Below are 21,426 nucleotides of genomic sequence, written 5' to 3'. Positions count from 1 at the left end.
ATGACTGATTTAGCGATTCACGCCGCCGACCGCGATATTTCTGAGCGCCTGTGTGAGCAGGTGCGTACGGCTTATGAAACACGCACGCCGCTACGCATTGTGGGCGGCGATACCCGTGCATTTTATGGCCGCCCGGTAGAAGGCCAGCCGCTTTGCATAGCAGAACACAGCGGCATTGTGTCTTACGACCCGGTTGAGCTTGTGGTGACGGTACGCGCCGGTACGCGATTAAGCGCGCTGCAGAAAGCCCTGGCCGAACACCATCAGATGCTTGCCTTTGAACCGCCGAGTTTTGGTGAAAACAGCACCATTGGCGGCGCGGTGGCGACCGGCCTTTCCGGCCCTCGCCGCCCCTGGGCGGGTGCGGCACGTGACTTTGTGCTTGGCACGCGAGTCATTACTCAGGAAGGCAAGCTGCTGCGCTTTGGCGGCGAAGTCATGAAAAACGTGGCGGGCTACGATCTTTCCCGACTAATGGCTGGCGCCCAGGGCACGCTCGGCGTGCTTGCGGATATCTCATTTAAAGTGTTGCCGATACCGACAGCAAACCACTGTTTGCGCCTACCCATGAGCCTTGAAGATGCTTTGAATAAACTGGCGGAACTGGGTCGTTTGCCATTACCTATCACTGCAGCCGCCTGGCATGCAGGCGAGCTTTATATTCGCCTGGAAGGCGGCAACAGTTCGGTAAAAGCGACCCAGGAGCGCCTGGGCGGTGAACCATTGGAAGCCAGCTTCTGGCGTTCACTTGCCAATCAAACCCATGGATTTTTTCATCTTGAGGATGGCAAGGCGCTTTGGCGTCTGTCGCTCCCCCCGCATACCGCGCCGCTTGCGCTGGATATTCCCGAAGCCGATATCTTTTACGACTGGGGCGGCAGCCAGCGCTGGGTAAAAACCACGCTTGATGCAACGACGCTGCGCAATGCGTGCCAGGCCGCAGGCGGGCACGCCACCTGCTATACGCCGCAAACGCAGGGTGGAGCGGCAGAGCCGTTTACCCCGTTAAACAGCGTGGTTGAAAAATATCATCGCAATTTAAAAGCGGAGCTGGATGTTCACGGCATTTTCAACCCCGGTCGTCTTTACGCGGCGTTTTAATCAGGAGAGCTGATATGCAAACGCATTTTACCGATGCAGATCGTCAAAAGCCGCATATTCAGGAAGCTGAGCGCATTTTGCGCACCTGCGTCCACTGCGGCTTCTGTAACGCCACCTGCCCTACCTATCAGCTGCTGGGCGACGAGCGTGACGGCCCTCGCGGGCGCATCTACCTGATGAAGGAGCTGCTGGAAAGCCGCGACGACGATGACCAGGTCACTGCAGAAACCCGGCTGCACCTGGATCGCTGCCTAACCTGCCAGAACTGTGAAACCACCTGCCCATCAGGGGTCGAGTATCACAAGCTTTTGAATATCGGCCGCGCGGAAATAGAGCGCCGTGTACCGCGCCCACCAGCCGACCGCGCCCAGCGCTATGCGTTGCGCAAAATGATGGTGGAACCCAAGCGTTTTCAGGCGCTGTTAAAACTGGGCCTCACGTTCAAACCACTGGTGCCGAGCAAGCTGCGCAACAAAATGCCCGCAGCGCCGGTCGATGCGGGCAAGCGGCCTGATAGTAAGCTGCATACTCGCAAAATGCTGATTTTAGAAGGCTGTGTACAGCCTGGGCTGTCGCCCAATACCAATGCCGCTACCGCTCGGCTGCTGGATCGTCTACATATTAGCCTGACACCAGTGGCAGAAGCCGGCTGCTGTGGGGCAATTGATTTCCACCTTAACGCTCAAGATGACGGTCGCGCCCGCATGCGCGCCAATATTGATGCCTGGTGGCCGCATATCGAACAGGGCGCCGAGGCGATTGTTCAAACCGCTAGCGGCTGCGGGGCGTTTATCAAAGAGTATGGCTACATGCTCAAAGATGACCCGCACTACGCTGAAAAGGCTAAGAAGATCAGCGCGCTGGCGAAAGATATCGTCGAGATTCTGCGTGAGGAGCCCTTAGAAGCACTACAGGTTAAAGAGACCCAACGCTTGGCCTTCCATTGCCCATGCACGCTGCAGCACGCCCAGAAGCTTAACGGTGCAGTAGAAGGCGTATTGATCAAGCTGGGGTTTTCGCTGACACCAGTTCAGGATGCGCACCTTTGCTGCGGGTCCGCGGGTACTTACTCCATCACCCAGCCAGAGCTTGCCACCCAACTGCGCGATAATAAGCTGGCGGCGTTGGAAGCGGGCAATCCAGAGCTTATAGTAACCGCTAATATTGGCTGCCAAACGCACTTAGCGGGGGCGAGTCGTACGCCAGTGCGCCACTGGGTTGAGGTCGTGGACGCGGCACTGATGACTCACTGATCTTCCTGCTGCGCCCACCAACCGGCGCAGCAATTACCATCCTGTTGATAAAAAAAGGACCTGATATGCAAACTAAAGCCGTACTTGTTCAAGCGGATATCACGAAAATTCTTGAGGCCGCCCAGAAAGAAGCTAACAACAACAGCTGGCCGGTCACAATTGCAATCACCGACGACGGCGGCCATCTGCTCGCCCTTAGCCGTCTGGACGGCGCGGCACCCTTTAGCGCCGAAATCGCCACGCACAAGGCACGCAATGCCGCCCTGGGCCGTAAAGAAACCCAAGTGTTTGAAGAGATGATTAACGGCGGCCGTACAGCATTTGTGTCTGCTCCCTTCCCTGGCCTGCTATCCGGTGGCGTACCCATCATCGTTGACGGTCAGGTAATCGGCGCAGTGGGCATTTCTGGCGTGAAACCCGAACAGGACGTGCAGATCGCCAAAGCAGGCGTTAGCGCGGTTGCTTGACTGGCTTAAAAACTAGCGCACATACGAAAAAACCCCGGATCAAAGATCCAGGGTTTTTAGAATTCGTCGGCATAAAACCGAAATTACTTATACCAATATACTTAAAATTTCAGTGCGTAAAATAAACGCTAGTGCTTAATGGCGGACCGGACGAGACTCGAACTCGCGACCTCCGGCGTGACAGGCCGGCATTCTAACCAACTGAACTACCGGTCCACAAATAAGGCACTTTCTAACGATATTACAACTACAACCATTTAAAAGGACTTTAAATGGTGGGTGGTACTGGGTTCGAACCAGTGACCCCCAGCTTGTAAGGCTGGTGCTCTCCCAACTGAGCTAACCACCCAGGGTGTTGATGTTAAATCAACCAATCTGCAAGTTATCGTGGCGGACCGGACGAGACTCGAACTCGCGACCTCCGGCGTGACAGGCCGGCATTCTAACCAACTGAACTACCGGTCCGAATAGCGATAACTGCTACAAAGCAAAAAAGTATGATGATGGCGGACCGGACGAGACTCGAACTCGCGACCTCCGGCGTGACAGGCCGGCATTCTAACCAACTGAACTACCGGTCCGCTGTTGCATCATGCTGATGTTACTTTGGTACTGCTTTACGTTTCCAGGCCATCTTTCGATGGTGGGTGGTACTGGGTTCGAACCAGTGACCCCCAGCTTGTAAGGCTGGTGCTCTCCCAACTGAGCTAACCACCCGCTGGTCACGTGGCGCTGCATTCTACAGAAGTCTGCCTGAATGTCAACACGTTATGTTTAAACTTTGTGATTTAAACCAGCGCGTTGCTCACATTCCCGAAGGCGTTCCATGAGCGCGGACGAAGGATGCCGCAAGTGTGGCCGCTTCGTCAATCAAAAACTCATGTTTTAATCCAGATGCACGGCGCGGTTTGAAATCATGATCGCCATCGGTAAGCCATTCAAGCCGAGTTTGCGCCGTTAACAAGTAGCCTGAGACCTCCTCGCGAGTGCCAAAAGGATCACGCTCGCCCTGCAAAACAAGCAGCGGACAGTGAATATCCGGCCAGTGGCTCAAACGCAGCTTGTCAGGCACTTTAGGCGGATGAAACGGGTAACCCGCGACAATCACACCAGGGCAAACCTGCTGGCTTGCGGACTCCGTACTTGTAGACCCTGAACTTGCAAACGCCGTACTTGCAAACGCGGTACTTGCAAACATCGTCGCAATACGTCCGCCCATCGACTTCCCGCCCGCCCAAAGCGGCAGGTCGGCCAAGGGTTCAAGCAAACCGTGCCAGGCTGCAAAATGCTCAAGCGTTTTCGCCACAGGCGGCGGCGGGCGACGCTTCCCCTGTTCCATCATTTGCTGCATATACGGAAAATCAATCGCAAAGACCTGAATGCCTTGGGCGGCAAGCGCACTGATCATATGCTGCATAAATACCGATTGATGCCCAGCGCCAGCACCATGCGCCCATAAAAGCCGTCCAATGTGCGCCTTCCCGGTGACCGAAAGTGCCCCAAACCCCTCAACCATAAAACAAGACGCCTCCCCTCGCGCCAGTGCTGCGGGCAACTGGCCGGGTTGAATAGGGACATAATCTGCGTAAACGTTTGGCACAACCGCTCTCTCCTGCGCATTAGGGTTGGTAGAAAACGTCAGCAAGTGATAGCAGGTATGACGACGAAACTCGCGCCCTTCCCATCAATGCTGCTAACCTTTTCACACGTTAGCTATTAGGGCCTGTGGATAGATTGCCCATCGGTTAAGCAGCGCTCATTGTAAGGAAACATAATTGCTGGATAACGCGTTAACGATGCGCTTAGCTCAAGAGCCGTCAGCCAAGTCATGACAGCGCCTGCGGCCCCCTCTTGCTACCATTGCGGCAGCCACGTACCAGCCAATGCGCCTTGGCAAATTGTGCTGGATGAAACGGTGCACCCTTTGTGCTGTCCAGGCTGCGAAGCCGTAGCTCATGCCATTTTACAGGGCGGCCTGGAAAGCTATTACCGCCAGCGTACCGACCTGCCCGGCAAACCCGTTAATGGGACGCTTAACAGCGATGCCTGGGCGCACTTTGATAGCCCTGAACGTCAGGCAACGTTTGTAACGTCAGAAAGTGATACCGAGCAGCTAAGCGCGACCCTCGCCGTCGAAGGCATCACCTGCAACGCCTGTGCCTGGCTTATCGAGCATCGCCTAAATGCCCTTGAGGGTATCACCGCAAGCGCGGTGGATTTATCCCATCATCGCCTGCGCGTTAGCTGGCACGCCAACCAGCTTAAACTCTCTCAACTACTGGCCGAGCTTGCCACTATCGGCTACAGCGCTCTGCCGTTTGAGCCCGACCCCACCCAAGAGCACCTGCGGCATAAAAAGCGTGTAAATGCTTGGCGGCTGGGAATCTCGGGGGCAAACCTTATCGGCATCACTCTGCTAGCGTTTTTTTTAAACGGTGCAGCATTAGAAAACGTTAACCCGCATGTTTATATGCTGTTTCACTGGCTGCCCCTTGGTCTAGCCACCGCCGTGATGCTATTCGCCACACCGCCTTTTTTCAGGCGTGCGCTTGTCGATATACGGCGCGGCCTGCTCGGCCCGGCTGTGCCTATCAGTTTAGCCTTGAGCATCGCTTACCTGGCCAGCGGCTACGCAACGCTGCTGCATATTGGGGAGCACTACGCAGGTTTTATTGCCCTGCTGACAACGCTCTTGCTGCTGGGCGGCTACGTTAAATCATCCCTAGGCCTGGGGCATGTTCAAAATACGCTCAAAGACGCCCTTCCTGCGTCGGCCACTCGGCTTTACCACGATGCCTGCGAGAAAATCCTGCCAATAGGGGAACTCGCGCCAGGCGACCACGTTATAGTTAAACCGGGCCAGCGACTTCCCGTTGACGGCACGATTGAGCAAGGAACGTCGAGCCTGGATGAATCGGAATTGAGCGGCGAGCAGCTTCCCATAACGCGCCAAGTAGGCGATCACGTGCTGGCTGGCTGTCGAAACCTGGAAAATTCGCTGGTCATCAAAGCAATCCTGGTAGGCGCTGATACTCGCACCGCGCATATTAGCGCCCAGGTTAAAGCTGCCTGGGGCGAGCAATCCCTGGCGGCGATCAACGCGCAAAACATGCACCGCTGGGTGAGTAGTTTACTCATAGCGAGCTTAAGCGTTACGGCTATTGGCGGGTGGCTTGGGAAAGCCGAGGTACTGGATACCATGCTCTCAATGCTGGTGGTGAGTAGCTTCTGTGCGTTGGCGATGGTGCATCCTGCGATCTTAGTAGCCAGCTACCAGCAGTTGCGCAAGCGCGGCGTGGTAATACAGAAGCCTTCCGCTCTGATGACATTGGCGCTAACAGCGCATGCTTGTGAGTCTTTAGCTTCCCACCCTGACGTGGTCATTTTTAGCCCTCGCAAGGCCTGTGCCGCCGAGACTCTTACTATCGCCCGCGCCATGCAGCGTTGCATACGCCAAACCAGCGGCTTAGCCGTAGGCATAAGCCTGATATTATTTATTCTGGCGGCGCCGGGCTTTTTGTCTCCGCTGGGAGCCGTCGTAGGTGCCTTGATTAGCGTTCTCGCCGTCGTCGTCAATACGCTACGTTTTTCGCGCAGCCTTTCTCTTTCAGCCGCAAAAGGCATGTTATGAACCCGACCGGGCTTGATCTTCCACCGCTTATCGCCGCGTTTGTGTTTGGTTTGATGGGCGGCGCACACTGCATTGGCATGTGCGGGGGAATCATGAGCGCATTGACGTTTGCCGTACCGCCCAGCATGCGCCGCCCAGCACGTATGGGCGGCCTGCTGTTGAGCTACAACCTGGGCCGCATTACAAGCTATATGGCTGCAGGCGCCTTAGTTGCCGCTCTCGGCACGCTGATTTCGCTTTCTCCCTTAGCCCGCCAGATACTGCAAGGGCTGGCGGCGCTAATGCTGATTTTAATGGCGCTCTACATCGCCAACTGGTGGAAGGGGCTTTTGCGTGTTGAAGCCGTAGGAAAGCACTTATGGCGCTACCTTGAACCCGTTGGGCGCCGCCTGATGCCGGTAGTTCATTTTCCCCAAGCGTTTGCGCTAGGCGCCATATGGGGCTGGCTGCCATGTGGGTTAGTTTACTCAATGCTAGCGTGGAGCCTGGCAATCGCCCAGCCACTTCAAGGTGCGCTGTTGATGGGGGCATTTGGTCTAGGCACCCTGCCCGCGCTACTGGCCACCGGGCTAGCGGCTCACAAACTTAGCCGCCTTATCCGCCACCCGGCGACCCGAACCCTGGCAGCGCTAACCATTATTACCTTTGCCTTATGGCAGCTATGGACGCTCAATGCTCATCTAGGTGATCACGACCACGCGCCCTTACACTCCGACTCCCAACATCATTCCCACTCGCACACCAATCATTGACGTAGCTCAACACTTTCTGGCCGTAACGGCGGTAGGCTATGGGTAGGTTTTCATTTCTAGGGTTTGTGCGAAAAGTCACTGAGCGAAGACCAGACAAGGCAAAAATCAGCGAAAAAACGGAGTTTACATGCGTAAATGAGTATTTTGAGCTGATTTTTAACGCCGTATGGTCGAGCGCAAGCAGTTTTCGTACAAAGCCTAAGCTACCGGAGGCGTTTTCATGTCTGTTCATGCCACTGCGGCCTCCCTGCCCGTTACACCTGAGGGATTGCCTAGCGCTCACTGGGATGAAGCGTTGCTGCGCCGCTATGATAAAAGCGGCCCGCGGTATACGTCCTACCCAACCGCACTGGCTTTTCATGAAGGCTTTACGGCGGTTAACCTGGCTCAAGCGCTTGAGCAGAGCAATGCCAGTCAGCGCCCGCTTTCGTTGTACGTTCACGTGCCGTTTTGTCGCAAAATCTGCTTTTACTGCGCGTGTAATAAAATCGCTACCAAAAACACCTCGCTGGCAGAGCCTTACCTTTCGCGACTGGATCGCGAAATGGTCCTCACCGCTCGTCACCTGGATACCTCCCGGCCCGTCAAACAGCTTCATTGGGGTGGCGGAACGCCGACGTTTCTTTCACTGGCGCAGATGGGCGATCTTATCGACCGTCTGGATGCTCGGTTCGGGCTTTCAAGCGCGCCAGACCGTGATTACGCAATTGAAATCGACCCGCGTGAGGCCGATGTATTTACCCTGCGTCACTTGCAGTCATTGGGCTTTAACCGACTGAGCCTGGGTGTACAGGATTTGGATCCGCGCGTTCAAAAAGCGATCAATCGTCACCAGCCGCGCGTACTTACCGAAACGCTGATGGATGAAGCGCACCGTCTGGGGTTTCGTTCGCTCAATCTCGACTTAATCTACGGCCTGCCCTTTCAGACCGAAAAGAGTTTTGCCGAGACGCTGACGCAAGTGATTGAGCTGAGTCCGGCGCGCCTGTCGGTGTTTAACTATGCTCACCTGCCCGCGCGGTTTAAGCCCCAGCGGCGCATCAATGTCGACGACCTGCCGGGCGCTGATGAAAAGCTTTCGATCCTGCGTACCACCATCGAGATGCTAACGGCCGCTGGTTACGTGCATATCGGCATGGACCATTTTGCCAAGCCTGAAGACAGCTTGGCGATGGCCCAGGCTAACGGCACGCTGCAGCGTAATTTCCAAGGCTATTCCAGCCACGCGAAGTGCGACTTGATCGGGCTTGGGGTATCGGCTATTTCACACGTAGGCGATAGCTACGCGCAAAACCCGACCGACTTGGCGGGCTATGAAAACGCTTTGGATCAAGGCCGACTGGCCACCGTGAAAGGCCTGCGATTAACCAAGAATGATCTTATCAGGGCCGACGTTATCGAACGTTTGATGTGCGATATGCGCCTGGATTTAGCCGCCATCAGCCAGCGCTGGCAGATTGACGCTGCCGATTATTTTTCACATGCGTTAGAAAAGCTGCATACCGCTGAGCAGGATGGGCTAATCACCCGCCTGGGTGATACGCTTAGCGCAACGCCGATGGGTCGTTTACTGATTCGCCAATTGGCCATGGCGTTTGATGCCTATTGGCCCGAACAGTCAGGCCAACGCTATTCAAAAATGGTTTAGCGGGCCAAATGAGCGCATGCAGCAAATACCCTTTTGTGAGCAAAAAAGACGGAATCTGGGAGAAAGTCATGCCACCACCTGCAAGCCAACGACGCGCGCCTCTGCAAGAGGCACGTTGCCAGACCTGCAGCTTAAGCTCGCTGTGTCTGCCGCTCGCACTTGAGCTTGAAAATATGGGGCAGTTTGATGCCATCATCCGGCGCCGGGCTCCGCTTAAAAAAGGCGAGCCGCTTTTTCGCCAGGGCGACCGCTTTACCAGTGTTTACGCGGTACGCTCGGGCAGCTTGAAGCAGGTGACCAGCGAAGGAAACGGTAACGACCAGCTTACCAATTTCTTTCTGCCCAGCGAGCTGGTGGGTCTGGACGGCATCGACGAAGAGCATTATCCCGGCAGCGTCATTGCACTGGAAACCACGACTATTTGCGAGATCCCGTTTGATCGTCTGGACTCGCTTTCTGAAGAGCTCCCCGAGCTGCGCGGCCAGCTGTATCGCAGTATGAGCAAGGAGCTTCGCGATGACCGGCGCATGATGCGGCTTTTATCGCGCAAGACCGCCGATCAGCGGCTGGCAAGTTTCTTACTGACGCTGTCGGAACGCTTTCGACGTCGGGGCTACTCGCCTTACAGCTTCCGACTCTCCATGGCGCGAGCCGACATAGGCAACTATCTGGGATTGGCCGTCGAGACGGTCAGCCGTATTTTAAGCCGCTTTCAGCAGCATAAAGTGGTGGCCGTCTCTGGGCGGGAGGTCAATATCCTCGACATGCAGCGCTTGATTACGCTTACCGAAGAGGATGATCAAACGATCAATTCACACTAAGCGTTTGAATGCGGCTAGCCATTAACGCTTCCTGCTTGGCTTCAAGCCCTTCGAAATCAAATAGCTCACGGTCGGCCAGCTGTGAAGGGGCAACGTTGGTGACCGCCTTGAACATGCTTTCCAGGCGACCGGGGTGCTTCTTGTCCCACTCGGCAAGCATTTCCTTGACGACCTGACGCTGCATGTTGGGCTGCGAACCACACAGGTTGCAGGGGATGATGGGAAATTCCATCAGTCGGGAAAACTCTGCGATATCGGCTTCTTTGCAATAGGCCAGCGGACGGATCACGATATTTTTGCCGTCATCGGAAAGCAGCTTGGGCGGCATCGACTTCAAGGTGCCGCCAAAAAACATATTCAGAAATAACGTTTCCAGAATATCTTCGCGATGATGGCCCAGCGCAATTTTATTCGCCCCGATCTCTTCGGCAAACCCGTAAAGCGATCCGCGCCGCAAGCGTGAACACAGCGCACAGGTCGTCTTGCCTTCGGGGGTTTTCTCCTTCACCACCGAGTACGTGTCGCGCTCCAATATGTGGTATTCCACGCCGAGCTTATCTAGGTAGCGCGGCAACACATGCTCAGGAAAACCGGGCTGCTTTTGGTCCATATTGACCGCCACCAGCGAAAAATTCACCGGGGCATTGCGCTGCAGGCTGCGCAGAATTTCCAGCATGGTGTAGCTGTCTTTACCACCTGACAGGCAGACCATTACGCGGTCGCCCTCATTAATCATTTGGTAATCGATGATGGCATTACCCACCTCGCGCCGCAGCCGCTTTTGCAACTTATTGAATTCACGCTTTTGTTTGGCGTCATCAGGCTCGGGCTGGCCCGATAGGTCGCAAGCTTGCGCAACGGTCGCCGTGGCGGGGTCAAAATGATCGAGGTGTTGCATGATATAAGCACTGCCAATGGTAGAAGGAGCAGCGGCTATTCTAACAAGACTCCCGTCGTTCACCCAACTGGCAAAATCACGTCATCTGCATACTAGAAGCTGACCTGATTACGTCATATCACGCTGTAAGCGCATATACAGTAGGGCGCTGGCGGTGGCTTTGCCCAATAAACCGTTTGTCGAGATAGCGGGGACTTGCCAGCATGCCAATGCCTCGGAAAACTGGCTGGGCGACTCGACCAGCGGATGCAGGCGGCGCAGCTGACGCTGATGCAGTTTGGCCACATCAATCTGAGCATTGGGCAGCCCAAACCCCAGGTGGGCTCTAAAAGCGCTGTTAAGAGCGGCCAGCTGCTGATCCAACTGCCAGCCAATGAGTGGCCGATTGCCAATAAATTCGGCTAGCGCGCGCAGCGTATCGGTGCTTGGCGATAACGCCGTCTCAGTATTATAAAGCTTTTGATGCCGGCGCAACGCCGCCTTGTCAGCGGCCTGCGGGTCGGCAAGCGTTGCCACCCATGCACCACTGGTATGAATTTGCTGCTGATTCAATACCACCGCAGCAAAGCTTAATACGGGCTCATCCCCTGGCGTTACCTGACAGGCCAGCGCCACCAGTTCTTCGCCCATATAGGGTCGAAACAGCCAGGCGTAGGGAGAGTTGGCATAGCGGCGACGCTCGCTTTCACGCTTGAATAACGCCCGCAGCGAGCGACCCAGCAGCGTGAGGTAATTATCGTTTCCCTGCATAGCGCGACTCATGAGTACTCTAAGTGGTAACGGTGAGAGAGGCGCTGTTTGAAGTCTTTAACGATATGCAGCGATTCACGCAGCACATCCCGCTCCAGCGATGATAGCTCCTGCACCACAACGCGATTGGAGTGCCCGCTAACCTTCTGCTCACTAAGCTGCTGCTTGAGACGCAGCTCGGTAAATAGCGCCAGTGCCTCCCCCAGATCATCGGCAACCCGGTGCTCAAGGCGGCCATCATCAGCCAGCGCCTCCAACCGTCCCTGAGTCGACGTTACGTTAATGCGCCGCTCCAGCGCCATGGTGCGAACGCCATGTACAATCGGAAAGATGCCGCCTTTCTTGATATCGATGCCGTGCTGAGGCTTTTTAAGCGAGCCAAACAGGGTCAGCGGCGTTGCAAAGCGCAGCGCCGGGCGCGCAAAGTAGGAAAGCAGAATCTCATCCCCCGCACAGCGTTCAAACAAAGCCTCGCGCACGCTTTCCAGCAAGCGTGGATTGCCCGCGACTGAATGGGCGTCCAGCATAATGGCAAGCTTCATCAGGCTATCGCCATCGCGCTCGCGGGCCCATTTGGCGATGCGTTTTTTCCATTGTGAGACGCTGGCAACCCACTGCGGATTAGATACCATAATATTGCCGGGGCAAGGCGGGTAGCCCAACGTTATCAGGGTATCGGTAAGGCGCTGCATATCATCTGCCACACCGGGCCACTGAGCATCGTCATCTAAAATCAGTCCGTTATCCTGATCCGTTTTAAGGATTTGCTCCCCACGCCCTTCACTGCCCATCACCATCAGGCAACTGTCATGATGGTGTTGCTCATTGATGATAAACCCCCAGGCTTTGCTCATGATCCGGCCATTAAGCGCTGCCAGAAGATCCATGGCAAAACGTAGTTTCACGCCTTGCGCCATTAGCGCCCGAACAAGCTCTGGGGTGCGCTGGCTGGCCACCGACAACGACGCCAAATCGCTGGCCTGCTCCACCTGTAGACTCACCACGTAGCTTCGGCTGGAGAAAAAGCTCAGGACATCGGTGATTTCAACCACGCCCTTGAGTACTGACTGCTCCATCACGACAACACGAGTAACTTTATGCCGGGTCATTAATACCAATGCTTCAAAGAGATACTGCTCAGGGGTCACCGTCACCAATGAAAAGTGGGCGATCTGATCCAATGACGTTGCCTGAGTGCAGCCTTTTATTACCAATGCATTGAGCAGATCAGTTTTCGTGATCATGCCCAGCTTGCCCTGGGTTTCGACCAGCAGGCTGTCGGCATGGCTGTCATTGAGTTTTTTTACCGCCCCGGCGATATCGGTTGAGGCATCCATCAATAGGGGCTCACGCATACACTCACCGACCTTGGCCAGCATGAAGCCCGCCATGGTCACGCCCCCATCGGCGCGCTTTTCGGTTAATAAGCGTGCTTTATGGGCAAGCGACTGCCTAAAGAACTGCTCAAAAGGAGGGTGCTGCCGACACAGCTGCGCAAACAGGGCGCTGGGCATGAGATAACACAAGCACTCCTGCTCGGCCTGGAAGCGATAGCGGCTTTTTCCATTCAAAATACTGATGGCACCGAATAGATCGCCTGCCGTGTAGTGCCCGATAACGGCGCTGGCAGCGGGTAACGTGGGATCAATCTCAGCGACGTCACCTCTATGAATCAGAAATACGTACTCGCCCGTGGCGCCCATTTCTAAAATAATTTCATCACGATCGAAATAGGCAAGGTCCATACCTCGACGAACGAAGTCACGCCCTTCATCATCAAGTAGCGTAAACGGCAGTTGGGACAGCTCAACATCAACCATCGGGCCTGACCTCACACAACAAAAGCTCATACAGCAAGCTGGCAGAAGCACACCAACGATGGCATTGAGATAGCCATTGCAGTAGGCAACCCTCAAAAACCCGTATGTCGCTTGTTATTATTAGACGGTGAATATAAATACCGTATTCAGCAAACAGCTTTTTGAAAATGCTATTTAGTAGTTAAAACCATTCAGTCTCTATATACCTTTAGCTATTATTCCAACGTCGACTCGACGTTGGTTCTAACGACTAAAGTAGTGCTTTTTTAAGCATACTACTATCAATATCAAACCATCTATTCAAAGTAGCAAACATTATCTTTTAGCCAAACACTAGACCATTGTTCAAGGACAGAGTAGCTTACCGCCAAAGCATCACAAAAATTTTTATTTTCATTAACTTAAAAACAAGAAAACGACTTTAAAAGCAGTAGTGATACCAAAGTCTGGGATTTATTTTTTAGCGATTATTGTCCAGTATTAACCATGTATCATGCAGGGTAATTGCATATGGCTAATTAAAACTTACCCAAGCTCTAAAAGATCAACTAGCTTAAATAGCAACAGACTAAAAATGACAACTAAGAAGCAAGTGACTTTGGTGTGCCATTACCCTGATACGCCAAACGCTATTCCTAGTGAACTTTCCAACCCTTAAAAAACAAGTGGAGAGCAACACAATGGCAGACGACAAATCTAATGCTGCTGAATACTGGAAAGCCAACGTCCGCTTAATCTTCGGGTGCCTGATTGTTTGGGCATTCGTTTCTTATGGATGTGCAATTCTGTTTCGTCCTTTGTTGGCGGGCATTCCAGTCGGGGGGACAGACCTGGGCTTCTGGTTTGCTCAGCAAGGCTCCATTCTTACCTTCATTGTGCTTATCTTCTTCTATGCCTGGAGAATGAATAAGCTCGATAAAAAATATGGCCTTGAGGAGTAAGCCAGTATGAGCCAGTTTGCAATTAACTTACTGTTCGTTGGCGCCTCCTTCGCCCTGTATATCGGTATCGCGATTTGGGCGCGTGCAGGATCCACGAAAGACTTCTACGTTGCCGGTGGCGGCGTTCACCCGATTACCAACGGCATGGCGACAGCCGCTGACTGGATGTCGGCAGCCTCGTTTATTTCCATGGCGGGTCTTCTGGCCTCCGGTGGCTATGCTAACTCCACGTTCCTGATGGGCTGGACCGGCGGCTATGTCATCCTGGCCATGTTGCTGGCCCCTTACCTGCGTAAATTTGGCAAGTTCACCGTTCCTGACTTTATTGGCGATCGCTTCTACAGCAATACCGCCCGCTTCGTCGCGATTGTGTGCTTGATTATAGCGTCAGTGACTTACGTTATTGGTCAAATGACCGGTGCAGGCGTTGCTTTCTCCCGCTTTTTGGAAGTCAGCAACACTTGGGGTATCTGGCTCGCTGCGCTGATCGTTTTCCTGTATGCCGTTTTCGGCGGCATGAAAGGGATCACCTATACCCAGGTAGCCCAGTACATCGTACTGATTGTTGCCTATACCATTCCTGCGGTGTTTATTGCCTTCCAGCTTACCGGCAACCCAATCCCCATGTTCGGCATGTTCAGCACGCATACCGAATCGGGTATTCCCCTGCTGCAGAAGCTCGATGATGTGGTAAGCGCACTAGGCTTTCAGGACTACACCGCCGATGTAGACAACAAACTGAATATGGTGCTGTTCACGCTTTCACTGATGGTAGGTACCGCAGGTCTTCCTCACGTTATTATCCGCTTCTTCACCGTACCCAAGGTAGCTGATGCACGCTGGTCAGCAGGCTGGGCGCTGGTATTTATCGCCCTGCTCTACCTGACGGCACCGGCGGTGGGCTCCATGGCACGCCTTAACCTGATGACCACGGTTTACCCTGAAATGGCTGGTCAGGTTGAAAACTATGACGAAGCCGCACAAAACCCCATTCTCTACGAAGAGCGTCCTGAGTGGTTCCGTACCTGGGAAGATACTGGGCTAATCACCTTCAATGATGTCAACAACGATGGTCGTATTCAGTTCTATAACGATGCAACTGATTACACTGATCGTGGCTGGGAAGGCAACGAGCTGACGGTTAACAACGATATTCTGGTACTTGCTAACCCGGAAATCGCTAATCTGCCAGGCTGGGTCATCGGTTTAATCGCGGCTGGCGGTATTGCTGCGGCCCTTTCAACGGCGGCTGGTCTTCTGCTCGCGATCTCCTCGGCAATCAGTCACGACTTGATCAAGACAATGATCAATCCGAAGATTTCCGAAAAAGGTGAGATGCTCGCAGCCCGGATCTCCATGGGTGGCGCCATACTGCTGGCCACTTACCTGGGCTTGAACCCACCCGGTTTCGCAGCTCAAACGGTAGCGTTGGCCTTCGGCATTGCCGGTGCCTCGCTGTTCCCGGCGTTGATGATGGGTATTTTCTCGACCCGCATGAACAACATGGGCGCGATTGCCGGTATGCTGGCAGGCCTGATCTGTACGCTGCTGTATATCTTCACCTATCTGGGCTGGTTCTTTATCCCAGGCACCAACACGTTGGCCAATACTCCGGATAACTGGATTCTGGGGATCTCGCCACTCTCCTTCGGTGCGGTAGGTGCGATGATCAACTTTGCAGTTGCCTTTGCAGTCTCCAGCGTGACAGCCGCACCGCCGCGGGAAATTCAGGAGCTGGTGGAAAGCGTTCGCTATCCAAAAGGTGCTGGTGCAGCGGTCGATCATTAAGCCATAATCATTTCCTCGGCTTGTCGCAACAGACTGCTTTGGAATCAAAAGTGACCATCGGGCCTCCTAAGGGAGGCCCGATGACTTTCAGAAAGGATATTTTATGATATGGCACTTGATCGCCGCAGTATTTGCCGGGCTTGCCGCCGCCGGCATTGGGCTGATCCTTAGAACCCTTAGCCGCAAACGGCTACCCAAATGGATTGTGCCGGTATGCGGTGGACTAGGCATGCTTGGCTATCAAATCCAGGTGGAGTATTCATGGTTTGAACACAAGCAGGCACAGCTGCCTGACACCGCCATTGTAATTTCAAGCGATACTTCAAGCGCCGTATGGCGTCCCTGGACGTTTGCTTTTCCCATGACCACCAAGTTTAGCGTTGTCGATAGCGACAATATCGTTGCCCGTGAGATTGATGGCACACCGGTGGTGGAATTTATTCTGTATCAGTTTGAGCGCCACCATACCGATATCCTCATCACCCAACCCTACGTTCTAAACTGCGACAGCCGCGAGCTGATACCACTAAATAACACCACCGGAGAAGCACAGCTGAGCGAGCTTCGCCGACTGCGCGAAACATCGCCGCTATTAACCACCGTGTGCGGACTCGCTAGCGCCTAAGCGAGACGTAAGTGTTCGTCTTCGCCTAGAATGAGGCTCTTTGTACGCGCCGCTCGCTGGGCGAGATAAACGTTGGTGGGGGAATAGGCATGTTTCACGGTGGGCTACTGGTCGCAGTATCACTGCTTTATATTGCGATTCTATTCGGTATTGCCTGGTACGGTGACCGCCGTGCACGTACCCACGGTGCCAGCCGTCGGCGCCCCCTGATCTATAGCCTGGCGCTGGCAATTTACTGTACCTCCTGGACGTTTTACGGGGCGGTGGGCCAGGCAGCTACAGCCGGCTGGTCTTTTGCGAGTATTTTTGTTGGCCCTATCCTGACATTTTTACTCTTCTGGCCAGTGCTGGCCAAAATGATCCGCGTCGCCAAGCACCAAAACGTCACTTCCATTGCCGATTTTATAGCCTCACGCTACGGCAAAACCCAGTCGCTTGCGGCGTTCGCAAGCTTAGTAGCGCTCGTCGGTACCCTTCCCTACATCGCGCTTCAGCTTAAAGCCGTATCGACTACGTTTAGTGTACTGACCGAAACCAATGATACCGTCGGTGCGCCGCTGTTTGGCGACACAGCGTTTTACGTTGCCATCGTGATGGTGGTTTTTGCGATTTTATTTGGTACCCGTCACACCGATGCGACCGAACACCACGAAGGCCTGATTCATGCCGTCGCGTTTGAATCGATCGTCAAGCTGTTAGCCTTTCTGGTGTTAGGGGCTTACGTTACCTGGGGCATGTTCGGCGGTTTGGGCGAGCTGATGAGCCATGCCGACAGCCAGCTTGAACTTCAGCGCCAGCTGGCGAACCAGGATTTTGGGCAAAGCTTCTGGGCACAGACACTGCTCGCCATGCTGGCCATTTTATGTCTCCCCCGACAGTTTCATGTGGCCGTGGTTGAGAACATTCACCCTGACGATGCCACCAAAGCCCGCTGGCTGTTCCCGCTTTATCTGTTTGCCATCGCCTTTTTCGTCGTGCCACTGGCCGCAGCCGGGCTGTTACTCTTTTCAGAAACAAGCGTAGAACCCGATACCTACGTATTGGCGCTTTCCATGCAGTCCGGCCATCAATGGCTAACCCTGCTGACCTTTATTGGTGGATTTTCGGCCGCGACCGGTATGGTGATCGTGGCGGCGGTCGCCGTATCCATCATGATCTCCAATGAAATCGTGATTCCCGCGCTGTTCAGGTTGCGCTGGTTTGATACCAAAGCACGCGACTATGGACGCTTGGTACTGCGCACGCGCCGCATCACGATTGCCGTCGTCTTGGCGATGGCCTACGGCTTCTACCGGCTGATTGCCGAGTTCACCTCGCTTGCCTCCATCGGCATGCTTTCGTTTGCTGCCGCCGCTCAGTTTGCACCCGCGGTTATTGGCGGCCTTTACTGGAAACGCGGTAACCGTCTAGGCGTTATTGTGGGCATGAACGCGGGCTTTGCCATTTGGGCCTATAGCCTGTTGATGCCCGCAATGATCAATGCTGGCGTACTGCCTCAAGAGTGGCTAGCTGGCGGGCCGACAGGTATTCACTGGCTCTCTCCTACGGGGCTTTTTGGCCTGAACCTGGGCGACAGCTTTACCCACGGCGTAATGCTATCGCTGGGCATTAACCTGTTCTGCTATATCTTTATTTCCCAGGTGACCTCGCAGCGTGTAGTCGAGCGCATTCAGGCCTCGCTATTTGTCGACAGCGTTGAAACCCGCCAAACCTCGGTTAACCGCCCCTGGACCGGTGCCACAACGGTGGGCGATCTTAAAGTATTGTGTGAACGCTTTCTGGGCGCCGGGCAAGTCGATCGGGCATTTGGGGATTACGCCCGCCGGGCCGGCAAGCCTCTGGACAACAGCACACGGGCCTCCATTGATATTATTCAGTTTACCGAGCGTTTCCTTGCCTCGGTGCTTGGCGCCTCCTCGGCGCGTATTGTGGTCAACTCTGCACTCCAGGGGCGCGGTATCGGCATTTCCGATGTTATCTCGATTGTCGATGAAGCCTCCCAGGTGCTGGAATTTAACCGTGCCCTGCTGCAGGCCACGATAGAGAACATCAACCAGGGCATCAGCGTTGTCGATCAAAACTTGCGCCTGGTGGTCTGGAACCAGCGCTACCTTGAGCTGTTTCGCTTTCCCGATCACCTTATCCGCGTGGGGGCGCCGATTGATCGTATCTTCCGCTACAACGCGCATAACGGCGAGTATGGCCCCGGCGACCCGGAAGAGCATGTTCAGCTGCTGCTGGACAACATTCGCGATGGCCATCCCCATCGCTATGTTCGCTACCGCCAGGATGGCAGCGTACTGGAGGTACAGGGTAATCCCATGCCCGGCGGTGGGTTTGTTTACACTTATCAGGACATTACCCAGCAAAAACGCATTGAAGAAGCGCTGATTCGCTCGGAAAACAATATCCGTATTTACACCGATAACGTCCCTGCGCTGATCGCCTATTTCGATAAAGAGTGCCGCTATCTATTTACCAACCGCGCCTATGAGCAGGCGTTTAGCATTGACCGTAATGCGGTCATTGGCCGACGCTTTGAAGACGTGCTCTCGCTAAAACAGGCGGAAGAACGCAGCCCTTGGGTCGAACGCGCGCTAGCCGGGGAGCGGGTGAGCTTTGAGGTCGCCATGCGCGTCAATGATGCCATGCGCTATATGCTGGTGACTTACACGCCGCACTTTGGCGATAGCCAATCGATTCTCGGCTTTTTTGCGCTGTATCAGGATATTACTGAGCGGCGCCGGGCGGAAATTGCTCTTAAAGAAACCAACGAAACGCTTGAAGAGCGCGTTCGTGAGCGTACCCAAGCGCTTTCAGAAGCCAACGCCGCGCTGCGTCAGGAGAACCGCGTGCGGGCTGAGGCTGAGCAAGCCTTGCGCCAAGCCAAACAGCTAGCCGAAGACGCCAACGCCTCCAAAACCCGCTTTTTGGCCGCCGCGAGCCACGATTTGCTACAGCCGCTAAACGCCGCGCGACTGTTTACCTCGGCTTTAATGCAAAACGTGACGGCCCCCGATACCCAGCGCACCATCGGACATATCGATAATTCGCTACAGGCCGCTGAAGAGCTGCTCGGGACGCTGCTGGATATCTCCAAGCTGGATGCCGGCGCGCTGACACCTCGCCGTAACCACTTTGCCCTGGCGGATATTTTCCGGCCGCTGCGCGCTGAGTTTGAAGTGATGGCTGACAATCGCGGCCTTGACCTGGAGGTAGTGCCTACCCACCAGTGGGTCGACTCTGACCCGCAGATGCTTCGCCGGATTGTGCAGAACTTTTTATCCAACGCCATCCGCTACACCCAGGATGGCCGCGTGCTGCTAGGCTGCCGCCGTCAAAGTGGCCGGCTGGTGATTGAAGTATGGGACAGCGGCCCGGGTATTCCGGAATCCAAGCTGACGGAAATATTCCAGGAGTTTCGTCGCCTGGATCAGGTATCGCGGCATAAAGAGAGTGAAAAGGGTCTGGGCCTGGGCCTTTCGATTGCCGACCGGATGAGCCGAGTGCTCGATCACCCTATCAAGGTGCGTTCCTGGGAAGGCCGTGGCACCGTATTCTCGGTCAGCGTTCCCATCGTGGCCGCCAGGGAAATCAGCCCGGACGAACAGGAGCCATCAAGCAGGCGCAGCGGTAATAAGCTTGCCGGTACCCGAATCGTGTGTATCGATAACGAAACGCTCATTTTGGAAGGCATGACAGCCATGCTGAGCGGCTGGGGATGCGAGGTGTTTACCGCAACCAGTATTGGAGGCGCTAAGTCGATACTGCGCAATATGGACGGCGACCCCGACGCGATTCTGGCCGATTACCATCTGGATAACGAAGTCACCGGCTTGATGGCTCTCGAAGCGCTTAGTGAACGCCTATCCGGCGCGGTGCCCGGCATTGTGATTACCGCCGACCGAACGGAAGCCGTGGCCGAAGAGATCAAACGCGATGGATATCAGCTGCTCTTGAAACCGGTAAAACCGGCCGCCTTGCGGGCGCTCTTGACCCGCACACTGCAAGCCAGCCGGGCAAATAGCTAAGCAGTAAAGGGCTGTGTATAAAGAAAAAACCTCGCTTACGGTCAACATAAGCGAGGTTTTTTCATAAGCGCAGGCGCTTATGACACGACTTTAGGCGGCTCGACTTCCAGCTTCTGAGCGGCAATAACGGCCTGGGTGCGTGAATGCACGCCAAGCTTGCGCAAAATGGCCGTTACGTGGGCCTTGATGGTCGCTTCGGAAACATTAAGCTCGTAGGCAATCTGCTTATTGAGTAAGCCTTCGGTCAACATGTTCAAAACGCGGAACTGCTGTGGGGTTAACGAGGCAATCGCTTCAGCAAACCGTGACTCTTCCTCGCTGGTTTCTTCCAGCACGTTGGCCAGCGCTTCCGGCAGCCAGACTTCGCCCTGCAGAATTTCGCCTACCGCCTCGGCAATTAGCTGAAGCGAAGATGATTTAGGAATAAACCCCGAGGCACCGTAATCGATCGCCCGGCGGACAACGTAAGGCTCATCGCTGCCCGATACCACGGCTACCGGAATATCCGGCATCTGGCCCCGTAGCTGAATCAGCCCAGAGAAGCCATGTGCGCCCGGCATATGTAAGTCTAAAAGAATTAAGTCGGCATCGGGATGACGATTAACCACTTCCGTTGTGGCTTCCATGGTGTCGGCTTCGACAATCTCAGCCTGGGGGGCTAATTGGCGCAAGGCCTGAGTGAGCGCTGCACGAAACAGCGGGTGGTCGTCTGCAACGATAAACTTATGGGCTACTGCCATGGATATTCCTCCGGTTCCTCGTGCAGCGGAATTACTTGCCGCTACGACGCTAGGCTCATACGGTCAACGCATGGTACCCCAGGGCTTCTTGATGCCCAAGTATACATGCATTTTTTGTCATCATTATGTCACCCATTTAAACGCAACAGTGCCGGCTCTG

16 protein-coding genes and 5 tRNA genes are annotated in these 21,426 nt (G+C 54.7%); 11 read left to right on the top strand and 10 right to left on the bottom strand.

Features of this window, described 5'->3' with window-relative positions; genetic code table 11:
- From glcE to D467_RS0104510, 3 genes are all read left to right on the top strand, one after another.
- Positions 1-1,101 carry a glycolate oxidase subunit GlcE gene (gene glcE / locus D467_RS0104520; protein ID WP_018916318.1) on the top strand — a complete coding sequence of 367 codons (1,101 nt, stop codon included), beginning with the start codon at positions 1-3 and terminating at the stop codon, positions 1,099-1,101.
- Between the two features lie 14 nt (positions 1,102-1,115).
- Positions 1,116-2,354, top strand: a complete 1,239-nt coding sequence (glcF, locus tag D467_RS0104515) for a glycolate oxidase subunit GlcF (protein WP_018916317.1) — start codon at positions 1,116-1,118, stop codon at positions 2,352-2,354.
- 65 nt (positions 2,355-2,419) lie between these two features.
- Positions 2,420-2,821 (top strand): heme-binding protein, encoded by a 402-nt coding sequence (locus tag D467_RS0104510; RefSeq protein WP_018916316.1) that lies wholly within the window; start codon positions 2,420-2,422, stop codon positions 2,819-2,821.
- Between the two features lie 139 nt (positions 2,822-2,960).
- Here D467_RS0104510 and D467_RS0104505 read toward each other — a convergent pair.
- The 6 genes from D467_RS0104505 to D467_RS0104480 all read right to left on the bottom strand — a co-directional run bounded on the left by D467_RS0104505 (position 2,961) and on the right by D467_RS0104480 (position 4,337).
- Positions 2,961-3,037 (bottom strand) — tRNA-Asp (locus D467_RS0104505).
- 57 nt (positions 3,038-3,094) lie between these two features.
- A tRNA-Val gene (locus tag D467_RS0104500) sits at positions 3,095-3,170 on the bottom strand.
- 39 nt (positions 3,171-3,209) lie between these two features.
- Positions 3,210-3,286: transfer RNA gene (locus tag D467_RS0104495), tRNA-Asp, on the bottom strand.
- Positions 3,287-3,325: 39 nt separating this feature from the next.
- Positions 3,326-3,402: transfer RNA gene (locus D467_RS0104490), tRNA-Asp, on the bottom strand.
- A 60-nt stretch (positions 3,403-3,462) separates the two neighbouring features.
- Positions 3,463-3,538 (bottom strand) — tRNA-Val (locus tag D467_RS0104485).
- Between the two features lie 88 nt (positions 3,539-3,626).
- Positions 3,627-4,337 carry an alpha/beta family hydrolase gene (locus D467_RS0104480; RefSeq protein ID WP_018916315.1) on the bottom strand — a complete coding sequence of 237 codons (711 nt, stop codon included), beginning with the start codon at positions 4,335-4,337 and terminating at the stop codon, positions 3,627-3,629.
- A gap of 312 nt (positions 4,338-4,649) precedes the next feature.
- Between D467_RS0104480 and D467_RS19040 the strand changes: the two genes are divergently transcribed.
- The 4 genes from D467_RS19040 (at position 4,650) to fnr (ending at position 9,673) form a co-directional block, all read left to right on the top strand.
- Positions 4,650-6,452, top strand: coding sequence for a heavy metal translocating P-type ATPase metal-binding domain-containing protein (locus D467_RS19040; protein WP_018916314.1), 1,803 nt, complete (start codon positions 4,650-4,652; stop codon positions 6,450-6,452).
- Complete coding sequence (locus tag D467_RS0104470; RefSeq protein ID WP_018916313.1) at positions 6,449-7,204, top strand: sulfite exporter TauE/SafE family protein; 756 nt, start codon at positions 6,449-6,451, stop codon at positions 7,202-7,204. The genes D467_RS19040 and D467_RS0104470 overlap by 4 nt, the downstream gene beginning before the upstream one ends.
- A 220-nt stretch (positions 7,205-7,424) precedes the next feature.
- Positions 7,425-8,852, top strand: coding sequence for an oxygen-independent coproporphyrinogen III oxidase (hemN, locus tag D467_RS0104465; protein WP_018916312.1), 1,428 nt, complete (start codon positions 7,425-7,427; stop codon positions 8,850-8,852).
- Positions 8,853-8,920: 68 nt separating this feature from the next.
- Positions 8,921-9,673, top strand: coding sequence for a fumarate/nitrate reduction transcriptional regulator Fnr (gene fnr, locus D467_RS0104460; protein WP_018916311.1), 753 nt, complete (start codon positions 8,921-8,923; stop codon positions 9,671-9,673).
- Here the strand turns inward: fnr and ttcA are convergent.
- The 3 genes from ttcA to D467_RS0104445 all read right to left on the bottom strand — a co-directional run bounded on the left by ttcA (position 9,660) and on the right by D467_RS0104445 (position 13,141).
- Positions 9,660-10,571, bottom strand: a complete 912-nt coding sequence (ttcA, locus tag D467_RS0104455) for a tRNA 2-thiocytidine(32) synthetase TtcA (protein WP_018916310.1) — start codon at positions 10,569-10,571, stop codon at positions 9,660-9,662. The genes fnr and ttcA overlap by 14 nt on opposite strands.
- Before the next feature lie 108 nt (positions 10,572-10,679).
- Positions 10,680-11,333 (bottom strand): 3'-5' exonuclease family protein, encoded by a 654-nt coding sequence (locus D467_RS0104450; RefSeq protein WP_244147800.1) that lies wholly within the window; start codon positions 11,331-11,333, stop codon positions 10,680-10,682.
- Entirely contained in the window at positions 11,330-13,141 is a 1,812-nt protein-coding gene (locus tag D467_RS0104445; RefSeq protein WP_018916308.1) for a DUF294 nucleotidyltransferase-like domain-containing protein, read from the bottom strand. Before D467_RS0104445 ends, D467_RS0104450 begins: the two co-directional genes overlap by 4 nt.
- A 680-nt stretch (positions 13,142-13,821) precedes the next feature.
- On the opposite strand from D467_RS0104445, the gene D467_RS0104440 reads away from it, so the two are divergent.
- The 4 genes from D467_RS0104440 to D467_RS0104425 all read left to right on the top strand — a co-directional run bounded on the left by D467_RS0104440 (position 13,822) and on the right by D467_RS0104425 (position 20,526).
- On the top strand, positions 13,822-14,082 hold the full coding sequence (locus D467_RS0104440) for a DUF4212 domain-containing protein (RefSeq protein WP_018916307.1): 261 nt from the start codon (positions 13,822-13,824) through the stop codon (positions 14,080-14,082).
- Positions 14,083-14,088: 6 nt separating this feature from the next.
- A complete protein-coding gene (locus D467_RS0104435; RefSeq protein WP_018916306.1) occupies positions 14,089-15,870 on the top strand; it encodes a sodium:solute symporter family protein in 1,782 nt (593 codons plus the stop codon).
- Positions 15,871-15,973: 103 nt separating this feature from the next.
- Entirely contained in the window at positions 15,974-16,495 is a 522-nt protein-coding gene (locus D467_RS0104430; protein ID WP_018916305.1) for a hypothetical protein, read from the top strand.
- Positions 16,496-16,584: 89 nt separating this feature from the next.
- Complete coding sequence (locus D467_RS0104425; protein WP_018916304.1) at positions 16,585-20,526, top strand: hybrid sensor histidine kinase/response regulator; 3,942 nt, start codon at positions 16,585-16,587, stop codon at positions 20,524-20,526.
- Between the two features lie 77 nt (positions 20,527-20,603).
- On the opposite strand, the gene D467_RS0104420 is transcribed toward D467_RS0104425, so the two are convergent.
- Positions 20,604-21,266 (bottom strand): LuxR C-terminal-related transcriptional regulator, encoded by a 663-nt coding sequence (locus tag D467_RS0104420; RefSeq protein ID WP_018916303.1) that lies wholly within the window; start codon positions 21,264-21,266, stop codon positions 20,604-20,606.
- Between the last annotated feature and the right edge of the window lie 160 nt (positions 21,267-21,426).

The sequence above is a fragment of the Vreelandella zhanjiangensis DSM 21076 genome (genome assembly GCF_000377665.1).
In the GTDB taxonomy this organism is placed as follows: domain Bacteria; phylum Pseudomonadota; class Gammaproteobacteria; order Pseudomonadales; family Halomonadaceae; genus Vreelandella; species Vreelandella zhanjiangensis.
This window is presented reverse-complemented; position numbering and strand designations above follow the sequence as displayed.